Source organism: Gemmata sp., from assembly GCF_051859125.1.
Lineage (GTDB): Bacteria > Planctomycetota > Planctomycetia > Gemmatales > Gemmataceae > Gemmata.
Window position 1 is genome coordinate 14,395 of the sequence record NZ_JBHYGG010000146.1, and the last position, 17,055, is coordinate 31,449.

At 71.5% G+C, this 17,055-nt stretch carries 14 protein-coding genes and 2 pseudogenes; 4 read left to right on the forward strand and 12 right to left on the reverse strand.

Annotated elements, in window-relative coordinates:
* Positions 1–16: 16 nt before the first annotated feature.
* Both ACTIGN_RS14485 and ACTIGN_RS14490 read left to right on the forward strand, forming a co-directional pair.
* Entirely contained in the window at positions 17–724 is a 708-nt protein-coding gene (locus tag ACTIGN_RS14485; protein ID WP_439624992.1) for a class I SAM-dependent methyltransferase, read from the forward strand.
* A gap of 61 nt (positions 725–785) precedes the next feature.
* Positions 786–1,145: a hypothetical protein gene (locus ACTIGN_RS14490; RefSeq protein ID WP_439624994.1), complete on the forward strand. Its 360-nt coding sequence runs from the start codon at positions 786–788 to the stop codon at positions 1,143–1,145.
* Positions 1,146–1,189: 44 nt separating this feature from the next.
* On the opposite strand, the gene ACTIGN_RS14495 is transcribed toward ACTIGN_RS14490, so the two are convergent.
* The 6 genes and pseudogenes from ACTIGN_RS14495 to ACTIGN_RS14520 form a co-directional block, all read right to left on the reverse strand.
* Positions 1,190–1,510 (reverse strand): hypothetical protein, encoded by a 321-nt coding sequence (locus ACTIGN_RS14495; protein WP_439624996.1) that lies wholly within the window; start codon positions 1,508–1,510, stop codon positions 1,190–1,192.
* Between the two features lie 245 nt (positions 1,511–1,755).
* Entirely contained in the window at positions 1,756–2,370 is a 615-nt protein-coding gene (locus tag ACTIGN_RS14500) for a hypothetical protein (RefSeq protein ID WP_439624998.1), read from the reverse strand.
* The gene (locus ACTIGN_RS14505; protein ID WP_439625000.1) at positions 2,367–2,753 is read right to left on the reverse strand and encodes a DoxX family protein; all 387 of its coding nucleotides are present in this window, start codon (positions 2,751–2,753) and stop codon (positions 2,367–2,369) included. Before ACTIGN_RS14505 ends, ACTIGN_RS14500 begins: the two co-directional genes overlap by 4 nt.
* 76 nt (positions 2,754–2,829) lie before the next feature.
* Positions 2,830–3,114, reverse strand: a pseudogene (locus ACTIGN_RS14510) (dihydrofolate reductase family protein); the annotation flags it as partial.
* A gap of 54 nt (positions 3,115–3,168) precedes the next feature.
* Complete coding sequence (locus ACTIGN_RS14515; RefSeq protein ID WP_439625002.1) at positions 3,169–4,617, reverse strand: SGNH/GDSL hydrolase family protein; 1,449 nt, start codon at positions 4,615–4,617, stop codon at positions 3,169–3,171.
* A gap of 259 nt (positions 4,618–4,876) precedes the next feature.
* Entirely contained in the window at positions 4,877–5,179 is a 303-nt protein-coding gene (locus ACTIGN_RS14520; protein ID WP_439625004.1) for a transcriptional regulator, read from the reverse strand.
* Between the two features lie 317 nt (positions 5,180–5,496).
* On the opposite strand from ACTIGN_RS14520, the pseudogene ACTIGN_RS14525 reads away from it, so the two are divergent.
* Positions 5,497–5,832, forward strand: a pseudogene (locus tag ACTIGN_RS14525) (TIGR03067 domain-containing protein); the annotation flags it as partial.
* A 659-nt stretch (positions 5,833–6,491) separates the two neighbouring features.
* On the opposite strand, the gene ACTIGN_RS14530 reads toward ACTIGN_RS14525, so the two are convergent.
* From ACTIGN_RS14530 to ACTIGN_RS14555, 6 genes are all read right to left on the reverse strand, one after another.
* A complete protein-coding gene (locus tag ACTIGN_RS14530; RefSeq protein ID WP_439625006.1) occupies positions 6,492–7,007 on the reverse strand; it encodes a general stress protein in 516 nt (171 codons plus the stop codon).
* 259 nt (positions 7,008–7,266) lie between these two features.
* Positions 7,267–7,530, reverse strand: a complete 264-nt coding sequence (locus ACTIGN_RS14535) for a hypothetical protein (RefSeq protein WP_439625008.1) — start codon at positions 7,528–7,530, stop codon at positions 7,267–7,269.
* Positions 7,531–8,039: 509 nt separating this feature from the next.
* Complete coding sequence (locus ACTIGN_RS14540; protein WP_439625044.1) at positions 8,040–8,219, reverse strand: H-X9-DG-CTERM domain-containing protein; 180 nt, start codon at positions 8,217–8,219, stop codon at positions 8,040–8,042.
* Between the two features lie 327 nt (positions 8,220–8,546).
* Positions 8,547–12,107, reverse strand: a complete 3,561-nt coding sequence (locus ACTIGN_RS14545) for a carbohydrate-binding protein (protein WP_439625010.1) — start codon at positions 12,105–12,107, stop codon at positions 8,547–8,549.
* A gap of 379 nt (positions 12,108–12,486) precedes the next feature.
* Entirely contained in the window at positions 12,487–15,960 is a 3,474-nt protein-coding gene (locus ACTIGN_RS14550; RefSeq protein ID WP_439625012.1) for a protein kinase domain-containing protein, read from the reverse strand.
* Entirely contained in the window at positions 15,957–16,574 is a 618-nt protein-coding gene (locus ACTIGN_RS14555; protein ID WP_439625014.1) for an ECF-type sigma factor, read from the reverse strand. The genes ACTIGN_RS14550 and ACTIGN_RS14555 overlap by 4 nt, the downstream gene beginning before the upstream one ends.
* 303 nt (positions 16,575–16,877) lie before the next feature.
* Between ACTIGN_RS14555 and ACTIGN_RS14560 the strand changes: the two genes are divergently transcribed.
* The coding region (locus ACTIGN_RS14560) for a prepilin-type N-terminal cleavage/methylation domain-containing protein (RefSeq protein WP_439625046.1) at positions 16,878–17,055 on the forward strand (178 nt) is incomplete at its 3' end.

The following is a 17,055-nucleotide window of genomic DNA, read 5'->3' on the forward strand; positions in this document are numbered from 1 at the left end:
CGTGAAAGGGAGCGGCATGAAGTCTTCGGTGGACGAGATCCGGCGGCGGTTCGACGCCGACGTGGAGCGGTTCAGCAACCTGACGACCGGCCAGTCGGCCACGGTCGATGCCCCGCTGGCGATGTCGCTCGTCGCGGCGGCGGCCGCAACTGTCAGTCCGGAGGCCCGGCACGTCCTCGACGTGGGCTGCGGGGCCGGGAACTACACGCTGAAGCTGCTCGAACACCTGCCCGGCCTCGACGCCACGCTGCTGGACCTGAGCCGGCCGATGCTCGACCGGGCCGCCGAGCGGGTCGGGGCCGCGACCGCCGGGCGGGTCACGGCCGTGCAAGCAGATGTGCGGGGGGCGGCGTTCCCGGCCGGGAGCTTCGACGTGATCCTGGCCGCCGCGGTGCTGCACCACCTCCGCACCGGCGCCGAGTGGGAGGCGGTGTTCGGGGCGTTCTTCCGCTGGCTCCGGCCGGGCGGGTCCGTGTGGGTCTTCGACCTCGTGTCGAGTCCGCTGCCGGCCGTTCAGGCGCTGATGTGGCGGCACTACGGCGAGTACCTGACCGCTCTCAAAGATGGAGCCTACCGGGACGCGGTGCTTGCCTACGTCGAAAAGGAAGACACCCCGCGGCCGCTCGGCTACCAGTTGGACCTGCTGACGCGGGTCGGGTTCCGCGACCCCGAGGTGCTGCACAAGCACCTCTGCTTCGCCGCCTTCGGGGCGGTGAAGCCGTGAACCCGCCGCGGCCGGTGCGTGTCCGGCCCGGCTGACGCCGCCCCACGGCCCCGGAGCCGACGTGACCGCCGCGTTCGCGGCCGACTGGATCGAGGCCTGGAACCGCCACGACCTCGACGCCATCCTCTCGCACCGCGAACGGCGACGTGGTGTTCACGTCGCCGTTCGCGGTGCGGCTGACCGGCGACGGAACGGTTCGCGGCAAGGACGCACTGCGGGCCTACTTCGCCGCCGCCCTGCCCCGGTTCCCCGACCTGCACTTCCGGCTGCGCACGCCCTGGCGGGCGTCAACAGCCTGGTCCTCGTGTACGACAGCGTCGAGGACCTGCTGGCCGCCGAAGCGTTCGAGTTCAACGCCGCCGGGAAGGTCGGCCGGGTGAACTGCCACTACGCCCCAGCCCATTCGGCGAGCCGGGAGTGAATCGCGACCACGACGCGGCCATCCAGAAGCCGTACTGAACCGGTTCAGACAGCCTCGAACTCCAGCCGGACCGCGAACCGCCCGTCCGGCTGCTCCCGCATCTCGACCGGCGCCGGGGTCTCGACCAGGTGGACGCCCCACCCGAGGGCCAACTCCTCCAGGAACCGTCGGGTCGTGGACAGGGCGTCTTCTCGCGCGGCATCGGACAGGACCGGCGAGCAGCTAAGGCTCATCACCACCGTGCCCTTCTGGGGCGGGATCACTTCGAGTTCCGCGACCCGCCCCCCGGCGACCGACACGAGGGTGTACCGCCGCGCCGGGTCGTTCGCCTTCTGCGTCAGCTTCACGAACCGAAACACGTCCATACTCGTCCTCCGTTCAGGCGTGAAGGGGGGTGGGCCGCACGAGCGCCTTCATCTCGGCGCCGTTCTTCCGCAATTCTAGCGCCCCCTGCAGCCGCGCCCACCGCGGCACGTGCCCGCCCGCGATCTCCTTCAGCCGCGCCGACGCCTCACCTCGACAGCCCACGGGCCGGGTGAGCCGTCCTTAGTAATGTAGTCCATCAGGACGGGCGGCCCCTTAACGGACCGACCGGGCAGGTCGAGGCCGGTCAATTCCACCGCGTGTTCCGGCCCACGGTAACGACGAACAGGAGCAGCAGCCCGAAGCCGCCGCCGACCACGACCGGCGGACCGCCGCCGACGACCAGCGCGGCCGTCGTCTGCCCGCCGACGTACAGCCCGACGCTCGCGCTGATGACCCCGGCGATGACGGCCACCAGCTTCCAGATCGGGCCGACCCGGCCGCCCGGCGTGGCTCGAGCGAGCGTCCCGAGCAGGTACACCAGGGCCGCCGCGTCGATCACCCACGCGGCGAGGAGTGCGGCGCGCGTCCCGAGCGCCGGCTGGTCCGGGGCCGGGCGGAGCAGCACCGCTGCCCCGCAGACCGCCGTCCAGACCGCCCACGAAACGACCGGGATCGGCCACAGCTTGCCCCGGTTCAGCCGCCAGCCCCACGGGATCAGGTAACCGGCCAGCCGGTTCCGCCAGGTGACACGTCCGACACCGCTCGTGCGGAGCAGGAACGCCCCGGCGGCGCTGGCGGCGGCCGCGGCAGCGGCGCAGGTGAGGAGCGCGGGCCACGGGCCGAACTCGGCCGCCAACTCGTACGAGGCGGCAGCGACAACAGCGAGGAGGACCGCGTTCTTGGTATACAGCCGGATCATGCGTCAGCCGCGAGCGGCACGAGCGCCCGGAGCTTGCGGTCGCGGAGGTAAAGCCCGAGCCAGGCGACGACGCCGATGACCACCGGCACGAAGAACTTGCCGTCGCCGGCGTGGACGTGAGTGGCCACCGCCCCGCCGAGGTAGGCGAGCATCAGGAGGCCGCCGAGGTACCGGGTCTTCGGGACGAGGTAGAGCACGAAAACCGCCAGCTCGATCACGCCGATCGGGACGGCCGTGCTGGCCGGGTACGTCTTCGACCACTCCTCGATGAACCCGTCGGGCTGGGCGATCTTGAAGAAGGCGCTCGGCAGGAACACGAGGGCGAGGAGGCCCGAGAGTACCCACCCGGTCACGCGCTGCCACTTCGGGATCGAATCCGCCATCTGTGTCGCTCCGGTGAGTTGCCCAATCCCCAGCTTCTACCGCCCACCCGGGTCGGGTGCAAGCCGAGCACCTCGGCTAGCTTCGTGGCACGTACCGCATCGCCACCGCCCCCGAGCCGATCTCCACCCGGCTCACGAGCTGAAAGTCGACGTGCTTCGAGAGACCCGCAAGTCGTGTCGGTCCGTGCCCTGCGGATCCGGGGTGAACGGCGGACTCGTACTCATCGATCAGCCCCAGCTCCGCCAGCGCGAGTGGGAGCTTTACGCCGCCCAGGCCGATCCCATTTCCGGGTTCCCGCTTGAGCTGTTGAACGGCTTGCTCCAGATCCCCGCGCACCAGCTCAGCATTCCAATCGACCCTTCCAGCGCTCCCGTGCGGGTCATTTGACGGGTGCGAGCGAGGGCGAGTTCGGCATTACTTCTTTGCACCGGCCAGGGGCGGGCGGTGGACGCGGATCGCGGCGATCGGGGCGCCGGGCCCGCCGGCGATCTCGAGCACGTGCTTGCCGGGCAGTAGCCCCCGGGCTAGGGTCACCGCCGTCCCGGCCGCCGGCTCGCGGCCGCCCGGGGCGGGGATCGCGTCGACCGCGTGCGGCACCACCTTCCAGCGCACGGTGAACGCGTCCGGCACCGGCTTCACCCCAGCCAGTGCGAGGGCGTAGTCCGCCTGCCAGTGCCCCGGCTCGATGGCCACCCGCCCGGAGTTCGACACGAACTTCTTGTCCGACCGGCCGGCCCCGTCCGGCCCGGTGACGGACCCGGAGAGGGTGAACGCGAACACCTTCGCGTCGGCCGCGTCCTTCTTCACCTCCATCGTCCAGTCCTCGGCCACCGGTGGCTTCTCCCACCCGAACCCCGCCACCACCGGCCACTTCCCGCCCGGCGTCGCCAGCGCGCGGGTGGGCGCGAGCGTGCCCGGGAGCTCAGTCGGCTTCTTCCCGTCGATCGTCACCGCCGCCGGCGCGGGGGCCGACCCCTTCGCCTTCGGACCGTAGATCGCGTCCACCCGGGTGCCGTCGAACTCGACCCGCAGCTTGCCGTCGACCCACGACGCGTCGGTCCCGACGGCGAGCGTCTTCACCCACGCCTCGGCCGGCGACGGGCCGAACGCCGGGTCGTGCCGCAGGTACGCCTTCACGCACTCGGCCATGAGGAACTCGCCGTGCGCGTTCAGGTGGACGCCGTCGCGAAGCAGCGCCCTCGGCTCCAGTTTGTTGGCGGTCAGGTACCGCTTCCACAGGGCCCGCTGGTCGCACAACTCGGTGCCGTACTTCGCCGACACCGCCGGGAGCCAGTTGTGGTTCATGAACGCGTCCCAGTGCTCGCCCTTCGGCGGCAGCTTCTTCGGGTCGGTCTCCTCGGCGAGGTCCGCCGGCTTGGTGACGTGGTCGTTCTGCTGGAGCACCTCGGCGGTGGTGCGCTCGCGGACCCGGCGGACGATGTCCTCGTACTTGTCGTGCGCCCCGTACACGTGGAACACGACGAGGTCCGGCTCGAACGGGTACAGGTCGGCCTCGGCGGTCTTCACCAGGAGCTGCGACGAGAACCCGCCGAGGGCCCGGTTCTCGACCACCAGGTCGGCGTGCGGGAACCGCCGGCGGAGGTCGTCGGCGACCGCCCGCGCCCACCCCTGCTCGGTGATCGACTGACCATAGAACAGGACGCGGACGGTGTTCCGCTGCTCGGGGGTGCTGGCGGCTAGCAGCCGCATCGTCCGCTGGACGTTCTTGCCGAGCCCCGACGGGTCGGCCTTCAGCGGGGGGTACTCCGGCTCCGCGCCCGGCGCGGGGGCGAGCGGGATGGGTGCCGCGCACAGGAGGCACGGCCAGAGGAGTGCCGCGCTACGCTGCCCGAGTGTGGTCATCACGTGCCTTTCGTGTGGGGTCCCGTCTGTCTAGGAACGGATCTCTTTTACGACGCGGCCGGCCGTAGCCTCACCGCCTTGTGCTGCCGCAGCATGGCGAACTCCGGCCTGCGTGAACAGCGACGAGTATACGGGGGCCGGGTCCGCCCGGGGCGGTGGCTGGTGCGGTAATCGCTAGCGCCGCCGTCCGCGGACGGCCGGCACTGCGAAGGCAGCCGGTCTCGCGGCGGGATCGAACTCGTCCGCGCCCCACATCCGGTTACTCGGCGGGGTTCGTCCCGCCCCCACCCGACGTCAGCCGCGCCCACGCGGCCCGATAGCGGTCGAATGCCCCCCGCACGGCGTCGGTCAGCCGGTACTCGGTCAGCAGCCTGCGGTCGACGACCCGCTTGCTCTCCGCCGCGTACCCGGCGGCCACCAGCTTGGCCGCGTGGGCCGACAGGTTCCCCCGGGTCAGGCCGGTCGTCCCGAGCACGAAGGTGAAGGTGGCCGACCCGCACGCGGCGAGCACCGAGACGATGGCCAGGCGGGCGGGCTCGTGGATGACCGGGTCGAGGACCACCGGCTGGCGCGGTCATGACCGCACCCCCGCGGGGACGTCCTCGTCGCCACCGTCCGCGAGGGCGCGAGTCCAGGCCGCCCACCGGGCGTCCAGGGCCGCCGCGCCGAGGACCACCAGCGGGAGGGAGAGGACGCGCAGCAGGGTGAGGCCCCTGGCCTGCAGGAAGAACGGGGCGTAGGCCAGGGGGATGCACCCCGCGAACAGCAGGTCCTCCCGGAAGCGGAGGGCCCCGAAGCCGCGGGCGAAGAAAAGGATCCCGATGAGCGGGCCGATGGCCAGGCAGGAGAGGGTCGCCCCCCACGCTCGCAGATGAACTCAACGCGCTCAGCGGCGAATGGAAGGTCGTGGCCCTGGAAGCCGCTGGCAAGAAGGCACCTGCCGAGGCGCTCGAGGGCGGGCGGTGGTCGTTCTCGGGCGAGGAAGTGCGATTCGCCGACCGAGGCGAGGTACTCGGAGGGAAGGCATCTGTGAAACTGGACCCGAGCAAATCGCCGAAGCAGCTCGATCTGGTCGGCTTGGAAGGGGCGAGCAAGGGGAAGACGAGCCTGGGCATCTACGAGCCGGAAAGGGATCGGCTCGTCATCTGCCTGTGTGATCCGAACAGCGGCGGGAAGGGACGCCCCACAACCTTCGCGGTGGGGCCCGGGAGTTAGTTGGACTCAATCACCCTGGAGCGGGTCAAGGACAAGAAGTAAACTGCGTGACTGCTGCCACGTTCTCGACTGCTCTCCTGCAATTCTGTGGCAGCCCCGCCGCCCAATGGCTCGAGCGGCAGGGGTACCGGCCGGTGGACCACCCGACGAAGATCGCCGTACTGGCCGAGACGGGACGGGAACCCGTGCCGCAACTCGGGACGATCGTCCTGAACCACACGGTGGACGAACTGGTGGCCCTGTCCGATTGGCGGCCGCCTCAGCTCCAAGGCGATCGACCCGAAGTTCCTGCTGAAGTACGGCGAGGGACTCCGGGTGACGCGGACGTTCCGCGTCACCCCCGGCACATCCTCGCTCACCGGCACGCAGAGGCCCGACCAGGCGGCCCGATTCGAGACCCAACTCCGCTCGTTCCGGAAGAAGCCCGATTCCGCGCCGCGGCCCCCGTGGTGGGCACCGAGCCGCCGAGCATGAGAGCAGCGGCGGCGTATGACGCAGACAATGCGGGAGCCGCGGAGTGGGTGAGGCGGGCCGAGGCGGTGAGCGCGGAACCGTGGCAGAGGATGGCAGCGCGGCGGAAGGGAGCGGCGAGATGATCATGGTGTAAACGAAGAGGAGCCGGGGTGGCCCGGCTCGCGAACCATCTACCAGCGCAGAGGTCACCTGGCCGGCGCGGTCGCACGGTCGTACCCGCCGTGCCTGGTGAACACCCCGCGGGCGTCGCCGGCCTGGGTGCCCCGGTCCACCGTCACCAGGTACCGGCCGGCGTTCACCTCGCCCTCGTAGTACTTGGCGTCCTCTTCCGGGATGCCCCAGCCGATCAGCGCGCCCGCAATTCCCGCCGCGGCCGCGCCGCTCGCCGCACTGATGAGGGCCGCCGCCAAGGGTCCGACCGCGAGGATCGGCCCGATCACCGGGATCACCCCGAACGACACGCCCAGCGACACCAGGCCCGCCACCCCCGCCCCGGCCGCGACGCCGATGGCCGCGCCCTCACCGGCGTTCGTCTCGCCCCCGCCGTCCGTCTTGAAGGTCTTCCCGTCGGCGTTCTTGCCGACGAGGCCGATCTGGTCGTCCCGGTACCCGGCCGTCTTCAGGTCCGCCACGGCCCGCTCGGCCGCGCCACGGGTCGCGAACACGCCGACCGTCGTTGCATGAACTGTGGCAGTTGCCATTGTTTGTACCTTCTGGAGGGGAGTGACCCGGCCGGCAATGCGCCGGTCGGGCACGGTCGGGAGTACGCACCGATCGTGCCAGGAATTAGAGAAATGTCCTTATCGAAAAATATCATGGCGTCCGGAGCCGCGGACGCTGGAATCGCGGCCCCCCGAGTCAGGGTTCACTTGGTTCGGCAAGGCCACTACGTTTCGATCGACAAAGGCCACTGGTCTCGCCGTTCCTGCGTCGGAGGGGAGTCGGGGGAGGGTCGGTCGATCAGGTCGGGGACGCCCTCCGGTACTCAACGCGGGCACGGTTCGGTGGGAAGTCTGCGTCCCCCGGGGAGAACAGAAGGTCAGTTGCCCCGGTGGTCGGTGTGAACGGCTCGTAGGTCTTTGAGAACGAGAAGGGGTAGTAAAGCCGTACCATCTCGCCGATCGTGACCGTCCGTGGCAATCGCATAAACAGGTCCTTGGCCGCGAGCGCGGTCGCCGGTGCCAGGATGTTTTGGGCTTCGAGACCGGGCGGGAAGTTGGCCACGAACGTCAGCCCCGGGTTGGCGCTCGTCAGCAGGCACCCGAGCCGTGCATTGTGACCCGACACACCAAACTGGCCAGCAGTCTCTTCAGCTCTTCACTCGTGTTCACGCTGTCCGGCAGACCCGGCACGCCCCTCGCAGCTCCGTATGTTTGTGGGGGTGAGAGCCCGCGCGTCCCACCGCCACTCGGTCCCGGTCGGTACTGATTTAACCGTCACACCGCCAAACACACAATCCGGCCGGGGTGCGTCAATCACGTGCGGGGGGATGACCGCCGCCGCCCGAGCCGTCTCAGTCGATTTGATCCTGCCGGCGACATCGCCACGCCCGCCCGTGCCCATCCTCGCGGGCATGGCGTTCCGGGTCCTCATCATCGGCGGCCGGTCCTTCAGCCACACATCTCTGCGTGACGCCCTCGACCTACTCCTCGCCCACCGCCTCCCCGACGTTGAGGTCCTCACCGCCGGCGGCCGGGCGGGCACGCCGGGCCGCGTGCCACACCGCCGACCGGTCACCAGTCGCCACCGGGCAGGTCGCCGCCGGCCGGGGTGCACAGCGCCCACCACGTGCTGCCGTCGACCGCAGCGGACACGGCCCGCACGCTGGCGTCGGCCAGGGCCGCGTTGGCGACACCCGGGTGGGGCGTGTTGGGAACGGTGCTGTTGCACGCACCGGTGCTCCAGGCGGCCAGTCATACCAAGTCTGGCTGATGCGTAACCATCACGCGGCAACGGCCCAGTGGAACCCGACGGCTCCCCTAACAACGGTCGGGTGACGATCGCCAGGAAGGCGGCCAACGGGTTCGCGGTCCAGCCCCGGCGGTGGAGCGGACGTTCGGGTGGCTGGTGCGATTCCGGCGGCTCAGGGCCGACTACGAGTTCGCGGCCGAGACGAGCAGAGCGACGCTCCAGGCGGCCACGGCACGCCCCATGGTCCGCCGATTGCACCCGCCCGATAGGCTTCAAGACACACTGTGAAACGGCCGCCGCCCGGAGTCATGACAGCGCCCGCGATCGTTTCAAACTAGCGTCATGGCGAGCACCTCGACGTTCGAGTTCCGCGGGAGGGTAACGCTCTGGACCGTCTTCCCGGCGTCGAGCGCGAACGAGTACCCGTAGACGTAAAACGCCCGCTGGTCCTTGCCGCCCGCGGCCGTGTTCCGATACGGCATCGACACCGCCCTCGACTCACCGGCGTAGTTCTGTGGGCGGTACCAGTCGCTAACCGACTGGGTGAACGTCCGACTCGTTCCATCGGTGTACCGGACCACGAACGCCTGATTACTTTGGTTGCCCATGACGCCCGTCGCCAGCACCCGCAGCGCGGAGAACGTGCCGCCGGGGAGGGCGACCGTCTGACCCGTCGCGCTGACGACGTTGTTCCGGTCCGCGGCCCCGAGCGCGAACGCGGCTCCGCCCCACGCCACCGTCTGCCCGAGCAGGTTCGCCGAGAGGGCGTACCCCACCCCGTCGAGGCCGCCGCTGAACCGCGTGCCGTCGGTCACGATACCCACACGGTTGAACGCCGCGGTCAGGTCGACCGACGCGGCGGCCGGCGCGGTCACGGCCCGGAACCGACTGTACGCGGAGTCCCCGAACCGGTTGGCCCCCCGGACCCGGTACAGGTACCGGGTGCCGGCCGCCACCGTCGTGTCCGAGTACGAAGTCGCCGCACCAGAGACCCGGGCGATCTGCACCCACGTCCGGCCATCGGTCGACCGCTCGACCTTGGTGCCGTCCGGGCCGAACCCGCTGGTCGGGTTGGTCCAGCTCAGATTCACTTGACCGACCGACGGGGCGGTCGCCGCAAAATTTGACGGGGCGGCCGGTCGGTCGGCCGGGAAGGCGGCCGCCGGCCCGAACGCGAACGAGGACATGTTCGCCGTGCCCCACCCGCTGAACACCAGGAACACGTCGCGGACCCCGCTCGCCCCGGACACCGCTGCCGTCCGGGTCTGCGGCTGCCACGTCCCGTTGGCCGAGGTGATCGTGGCGGCGACCGGACCCGTGACGCTGTCGAGCCGGACGGTGATCGTGCTCCCGGCCGACCCGGACGTGAAGTTGGCGGTGACGCTCGTGACCGACCCGCTCGCCCCGAAGTCGATCTGGTTGTAGCGCGCCCACGAGCCGGGCGAGGTGCCGCCGAGCGCGCCGTTGCCGGCCCCGTATGCGACCAGTGTGCCGCTCTGGGCGTCGTACAGCCCGGGGAAAAACGTCTGGCCCGCCAGCCGGATGCCGCCGGTCGCGGTGTTCGAGTAGGTCGATCGGTCGGCCCGGACCCGGTACTGGTACTGGAGCCCGCGCAGGTCGGTATCCACGTACGCGGTGGTGTTGGCCGGCAGCCGGACCACTTCCTGCCAGAACAGCCCGCCGTCGGCCGACCGGAGGACCGTGTAGGACTTCTCGGTCGCGGCGTTGTCGGTCCAGGCGAGGTTGTTTTGGGACGAGGAGACCGGAGTGACGCTCAGCCCGGTGGGCACCGCCGGGGCGGTGCCCGCGAGGCTCGACCCCGCGGTCCACGCCGTCGTCCCCCGCTCGAACGCGCCGATGTCGGGGGCCCCCGAGAGCGGGTCGTTGTAGGGGGACACGTCGGCCCCCTGGTTGATCGCCGCGGACGCCCCGGCGGCCAGGCTGTAGTCCGCCTGCCGGGGGTTCGTGAACAGGGCGTCGTGGATCGTCGCCGTCAGGTTATTGGACACGGTCGCCCCGGACGTGTGTCCGCCGACCCCCGCGGTAACGACATTGTTGCGGACCCGGTTCCCCGGGTTCACCCCGCCGAACCCGTTGTTGATCCCCCGCCCGGTCGGCAGGTCGGACAGGCCGACGTTGTTGAAGATGTCCACATCCTGGTTCTGGTCGGCGTTGGTCCAGTTGATCTCGATCGGGTTCCGGACGTTGTACACCGTATTATGGTCGATTACGTACCTCTTGCCGAAGTCCACGTAGATGCCCATGTTCGTGGACCCGGGGATGTTGTAGATGACGTTGTGGTCGATCCGCACCCACTGCCCGTCGGACCCGAACTGATCGATCGCCCCGCTGTCGAAGGTCCGCAGCATCACGTCGTGGATGACGTTGTGGTGGATGCGGGCCAAACTGTTCGTCCGGCTGTTGGCCGAGTTGACCAGGGCCCGGAAGTTGATCCCCTGCTGCGGGGAGTTGTAGATCGTGTTGTAGCTGATGTCGTGGTCCCAGCTCGTCACCAGCCCCGGCGCGTACGTCCGGCCGGTGTTCAGGGCCCCGGCCTCGGTCGCCTGATAATTCACGTCGTAGATCACGTTATTTGTGACCGTGTTGTTCCTCCCGAACACCGACACCCCGGACCCGGCGCTGTACTGGATCGTGCTGTCCCTCAGGGTGATGTGCGACCCGCTGATCTGGAGCCCGGACTGCTGGAGCCACTGCATCTGGTAGTTGCCGGCCAGGTCGGTGAAGTGCGTGACGTACTTCGCGGTGATGCCGGCGATCGTGAGGTGGTGGGCGGGGGCCACGTTGCCGCCGTAGGTCCCGTTGTTGGTCCGCCGGTCGCCCTGGTTGTCGGTCGTCAGGCTGGTGCCGAACAGGTTGAACCCCTGGACGGTGACGTAGCTCTTCCCGCTCAGGTCGAACCCGAACGACCGCCGCTTCGCCTCCACCGTGGTCGGCGTGCCGTCCGCGCTCGCCGGGGCCGAGTCGTCCGGCAGGTGGACGTACAGTTGCGAGTTGGCCGAGTCGTACCACCACTCCCCGGGGTCGATCCCGGCCGCCACCCCGCCGGAGTTGCCGAGGGCGGCCGCGGTCGGGTCGAACAGGTAGTACCGGGTGCCCGGGCCGACGCCCCACGGCTGGTTCGGGTTCCCGGACGTGACGCCCCGGGTGTCGATCCCGCTGACCGTGATCGTGTTCCCGGCGGCCGACACCACGGTCCCGGTCTGCCCCTGGCCGTCGTGCCCGTTGTGGGACAGGTTCACCCAGACCTTCGCCCCGACCCACCGGGCCGCGGCCTCGCGGCCGAACTCGGCGTCGGTGATGACCAGGTTGCCCGAGCCGTCCACGGCGGCCGCGTCGATGGTCGCCTCGTAGGGGTCGCGGATCAGGTCGTTGCTCGTCTCCGTGGGCCACCGGGCCAGGTTGAGCATCTGGTCACCGGCGAACACCTGGTTCGACTGGGAGTTCGACGTGTAGTTCCACGGCATGCTGGCCCGGTACACCGCCCCGCCCACGCTGGTCCAACTGGTCAGCGCGTCGGTCCCGTCGATCGTGACCACGTCGTTGTTGAACGGCCGGTAGGTGATGCCCGCGGAACTGGTGCCCGAGTTGGCCGGAGTCACCGTCTCCCGGTAGGTGCCGGCCTTGACGTAGACGGTGTCCCCGGGTTGGGCGAGGTCGGCCGCCCGCTGGATCGTCTGGAGGGGATTGTTGACGTCCTGCCCGGTGTTGGCCGGGGCGTTCGACCCGCTCGGGGCGACGTACAAGCTCGCCGGGACCTCCCGGTCTTCGAGCTGGGTGACGGTCAGGCAGGACCACCGGCGGGGCGGAGCCGCGACCGGCGAGGGGTTCGACCAGCGACGCCACCACGCACGCGTTCCGCGACTTGCCATGGACAGACTCCGGTGAGAGGGGAGAGACGGGCCGCCGGCGCGAACGGCCACGCGGCCCGGAATCGGGCCGGTGCCGACGGGGAAGCCACTCAGGACGAAGAACTGCGGCTGAAGTGCAAGGGTGGCCCAGTTGTTTCGTCGCTACCAGCATCCTCTGTCAACCGAGGCGTTTGCCCGACACCAGAGGCTTGAATATTTCCGCCCGGAGCGGGATTTTTCCTCCGAGACCCGGGACAAGACGAACGGGGCGGGCACTGGCCGGCACCTGCGACGCGCGGGTCCGTCGGGACCTCGTGGGCGGGTTCGGAAGTGGGGGCGAGGTGCAGAACGGGACGAGGTAGTGGGAGGTCACGCCAGACAATTTCGTGGCGATCGGAACTCACGGAGCGTCGGGGGCTTCCCAGATCCGGACTGTACCGTCGGCGGACGCCGATGCGATGAGTCGGCCGTCGGCGGAGAACGCGACCGAGACGACCGCGCCCTCGTGACCGCTCAGGGTCAGCACCTCCTGGCCGATCGCCGCGTCCCAGAGTTTGACGGTGCCGTCCTCCCCGCCGATTGCCAGCCGTGTGCCGTCCGGGCTGAACGCGGCGGTCAGAACGCCCCGCGTGTGCCCGCGGAGCGTGAGCTGCGGTTCCGCACCCCGGCCCCGACAGAGACTCCCCACGTCCCACAGCCTGGTCGTGTAGTCCCAACTGGCGGTGGCGAGTCGCTGCCCGTCCGGGCTGAACGCCAGGGCGGAGACGAGCTGCTTGTGGGCTGGCACGGAGGCGAGTTCCGTTCCGTCGGCCGCGTTGTACAGCGTCACCGTCCGGTTCCGGGCTGTTGCGAGCAACGTCCCGCCCCGCCCGAACGTCGCCGCACGGAGCTTCTCTGAAGAGTCGCCCGCCATCCGGCCGACGATCTTGCCGGCCGCGAGGTTCCACAACGCGACGCGGTCCTGCGGGCCGTTCGAGGCGGCGGGGGCGGCGATCCGGGTGCCGTCCGGGGAGAGGGCGAGAGCGGCGGCGGGCGGGCTGGTCTTCAGGACGAGGATGGGGAAGGCAGGAGAGATGGTTCCGGCCGGGCCGACGGACCAGAGGCGGACGGTACCGTCCTGCTCGCCGGTGGCGACCACCGACCCGTCGGCCCGGGCGGCCATCCCGACCACACGGTCGCCGTCCGTCGAGACCTCGTCGATCTTCGTCCCGCCCGGGTGCCAAACCGTCACCGTCGGCCGAACCGGGCCGCCGGGCTCGGGTCGGTCGGAGGCCGCGACCACGGTCCCGCCCGGCCCGAACGCGACCCCGACCAGCGGGCCGGGGGCGACGAGGACCGTAGACTGTGGGTCGGCCCCGGGGTCCCAGACCTTCACGGTCTGGTCCGAGCTGGTGGACGCCAGCCGGCGGCCGTCGGGGCTGTACGCGACCCCGTTCGCGGCCCTGAGGTGCCCCCGGAACGCCCGCGCAACCTGCCCCGTTTTCAGGTCCCAGACCCGAACGATTCCGTCGCCGCCGGCCGTGGCCAGCGAAGACCCGCCCGGTGCGAACGCGACCCCGCTCACCCGGTCCCGGTGGCCCGCGAGGGTCGCCACGCGGCCGCCTGTGGCGGCGTCCCACACGACCGCCGTCCGGTCCCACGAGGCGGACGCCAGCCGCGTCCCGTCCGGACTGTACGCGAGCCCGGTGATCGGCCGGCCGTGGCCGACGAGCTTCCGCTCCAGGACGCCGGCCTCCGTGTCCCACACGACGATCAACCCGGGTCGAGTCCCGTCCGGCCCGAGGGCCGGCGGGCGGAGCAGCCCGGTCCCGACCGCGACGCGCCTGCCGTCCGGGTGGAAGGCGACCCCGACGGCGGCCGAGGGAAGGTCCCGGAGGCTGGCCAGGCCGCTCCCGGTTCGGGTGTCCCAGACCCACACCCTCCCCGGGCGGCTGTTCTCGGCCGCGATGTGCCAGGTCGGGTCGCCGGTGCCGGCCGCGAGCCGGCTGCCGTCCGGGCTGAACGACAGGGCGTACACCGCGGCCCCCGGGCCGCGCCCCTCCGGAGTGCCGGGGGCCGGGGCCGGCTCGCGGGGGCCGGGCGACCGGGGCGCGCCGCCGAGCGGCTTCCACTGCCGAAGGAGGCGGCCGGTGTCGGCCTCGAAGAGCCGGACCACCCCCTCGCCGCCGCCGAGGGCGATTGTGCCGCCCGGCCCCCAGGCCACGCAGTACGTGCCCAAGTTGTCCGGCGGCAGCAGTTCCCGGACCGGGCGGCCGGTGTCCGCGTCCCAGACGCGGGCGGACCCGTCCCACGACGTCGACACCAGCCGCCGCCCGTCCGGGCTGTACGCGACCCCGGCGACGGAGTACTCCGGCCCGCCCGGCGGGCTGTGCGGGATGGTCAGGACGTCGCGGCGGAGCAAGCTCCGGAGGTGCCGCCACTCCCACCCGCGGAGGTGGGCGGGGCACTCGTCGAGCAACTCCCGGACCCGCCCGACGTTGCCGGCGGCCAGCTCCCGCGACGCCAGGGAGAGCCGCTGGGCGTAGGCGATCTGGTCGGCCCGCCGCCGCTGAACGCCCTCGGCCTCGCGGGCATCGACCACCTCCCGGTAGACGGTCGCGAGCCGCGCGTTGTACCGGGCCGCCACCGCGACCCCGATTAGCGCGAGGGCGGCGACCGCACTGGCCGCGACGAGGCCCGCGGCGGCCGGCCGGCGGCGGGCCCACCGAGCGGCTCGCTCCCAGGCCGGGACCGGCCGCGCCTCGACCGGCTCGCCGGCCAGGAACCGGCGGAGGTCGGCGGCCAGCGCCCCGGCGGACTGGTACCGGTCCTTCGGCCGCTTGGCGAGCGCCTTCAGGCAGACCGTTTCCAGGTCCCTCGGGACGCGGGGGTCGTGCCGCCGGGGCGGCGGCGGCTCCTCGCTCAGCACCTGGTGCAAAAGAACCAGGTCGGTGCCGCGGAACGGCGGCCCGCCGGTCAGCATCTCGTACAGGACCGCCCCGAGGGCGTACACGTCGGTCCGCGCGTCCACCGCGTGCGCCCGCCCGGCGGCCTGCTCCGGGGACATGTACGCCGGCGTCCCGAGCACCTGGCCCTCGACGGTCAGGGTCAGCGCCCCGCCGCTCGAGGCCAGGCCGAAGTCGACCACCACCACCCGCCCGGGCGCCCCCCCGGCCCGGTCCGGGGCGATCATCAGGTTGGCCGGCTTGATGTCCCGGTGGACGGCCCCCCGGGCGTGGGCGTAGTCGAGAGCCTCGGCCGCGTCCGCCGCGACGGCCGCCGCCTCTCGCGGGGCCAGCCGGCGGCGAGCGAGCAGGGCGCGGAGGGACTCGCCGTCCACGAAGTCCTCGACCAGCGCCGGCACCCCCTCGACGGTGGCGACCTCGTGGACGCACACGATCCCCGGGTGCCGGAGTCGGGCCGCGGACCGGGCCTCCCGGTCGAACCGCTCCAGGGCCTCCGCCGAGCCGAGCAGGGCCGGGTGGGGCACCTTCAGGGCGACCTCCCGGTCGAGCCGGGAGTCGTACGCCCGCCAGACGACCCCACAGGCCCCCTGGCCGACCCGCTCCAGGAGCCGGAACCGTTCCGCCGCGGCGCCGGCCGGGAACCCGACCCGGGACGCCAGCGCCGCGGACAACGGCCCCGGGTCGAGGCCGACAAAGTGAGGGGCGTAGTCGTCGGGCGACGGGGCTTCGCCGGCCAACCGGCGGTAGTCGACGTCGAGAGAGATGAGTTCGATGAGGAGGGCGGGGGCGGGCGGGCCGGGCGGCAAAAAGTCTTCCACCCGGGGGCGCCCGCCGGCCCGCCAGGCCGCCTCAAAGGCGTCGCAGGCCCGGTCGATGGACCGGGTCTGCGACGCCGGCTGGGCGGGGTCGGACGGGGGGATGACGCTCACCCTTCCCCCCCCGTCCAAACTTGCCGGATGAGGTTGAGCTTCCGCTCGATCGTCCGCGGCACGCACCCGAGCCGGGACGCGACCTCCTCGACGGAGTGGCCCTCGAGCCGGAGCTCCGCCACGGCCCGGAGGGCCGGGTCGCCGAGCCGGTCGAGCAGGTCGCGGAGCACGTCCGCGGTTTCGGCCAGCGCGTCCGGGCCGGGTTCCGGGGAGGGGACGGTGCTCAGGTCGGCGTCGGCCGCCGGGGCCGCGCCCCCGCGCTTGAGCCGGCCGGTCCACGCCGCCTGATCGCACGCCTTGTTCGACGTGATCGCGGCGAGCAGCGGCCACAGGTCCGCCCGTCCGGCCAGCCGGGGGAACTTCCCGGCGCCGGCCCCCCGGCAGAAGCTCCGGAACGCGCTCAGGGCAACGTCTTCTTCGTCGGCCACGGCAGTCGGGGTGCCGTGCAGCCGGCGGCGGGCCAGCGTCGTGAGGCTGTGGAAGTACCGCTGCCACAGCCGGAGGGCCGCGGACGAGTCGCCGGCGCGCACCCCCGCGATCCAGCGGGTGACGGAGCCGCGGGACGCGTCCTGCGCGGCCGGCGGCCGCGCCTCGGGAGAGGGATCCGTCGACATGGCCGGACCCGAGTTGAAGGTGGGCCGCCTCGGGGTCGTGGAATCGGGTGCATTCTAAGTCCACACCCCGGTCGGTGCAACCGGACCCGGGGGCGGGGTGCGGAAAAGCGGGAAATCGTGTCGGGCGGCAGAGCCGCTTGCCGGAGTGTCATGAGGGACGCCGGGAGTGGCGTCATCGTCCCGCTGCGCGGCCGCCGGGCGATTCCACTTTCGCCCCTGTTGTGCTGGCGCACTCATGTCTCGCGGTGGTCCGTCTGTGCGGTGCCCTCGCTCAGTCCATTGATCCTCATCAGAGGCCGTCCCATGCAAAGCCGTTCTCCACGCCGTGCGTTCACGCTGATCGAGTTGCTGGTCGTCATCGCCATCATCGCCATTCTGATCGGGCTGCTCCTCCCGGCCGTGCAAAAGGTCCGGGAGGCCGCCGCCCGCCTGCAGTGCACCAACAACGTGAAGCAGGTCGCCCTGGGTGTCCACAGCGCCC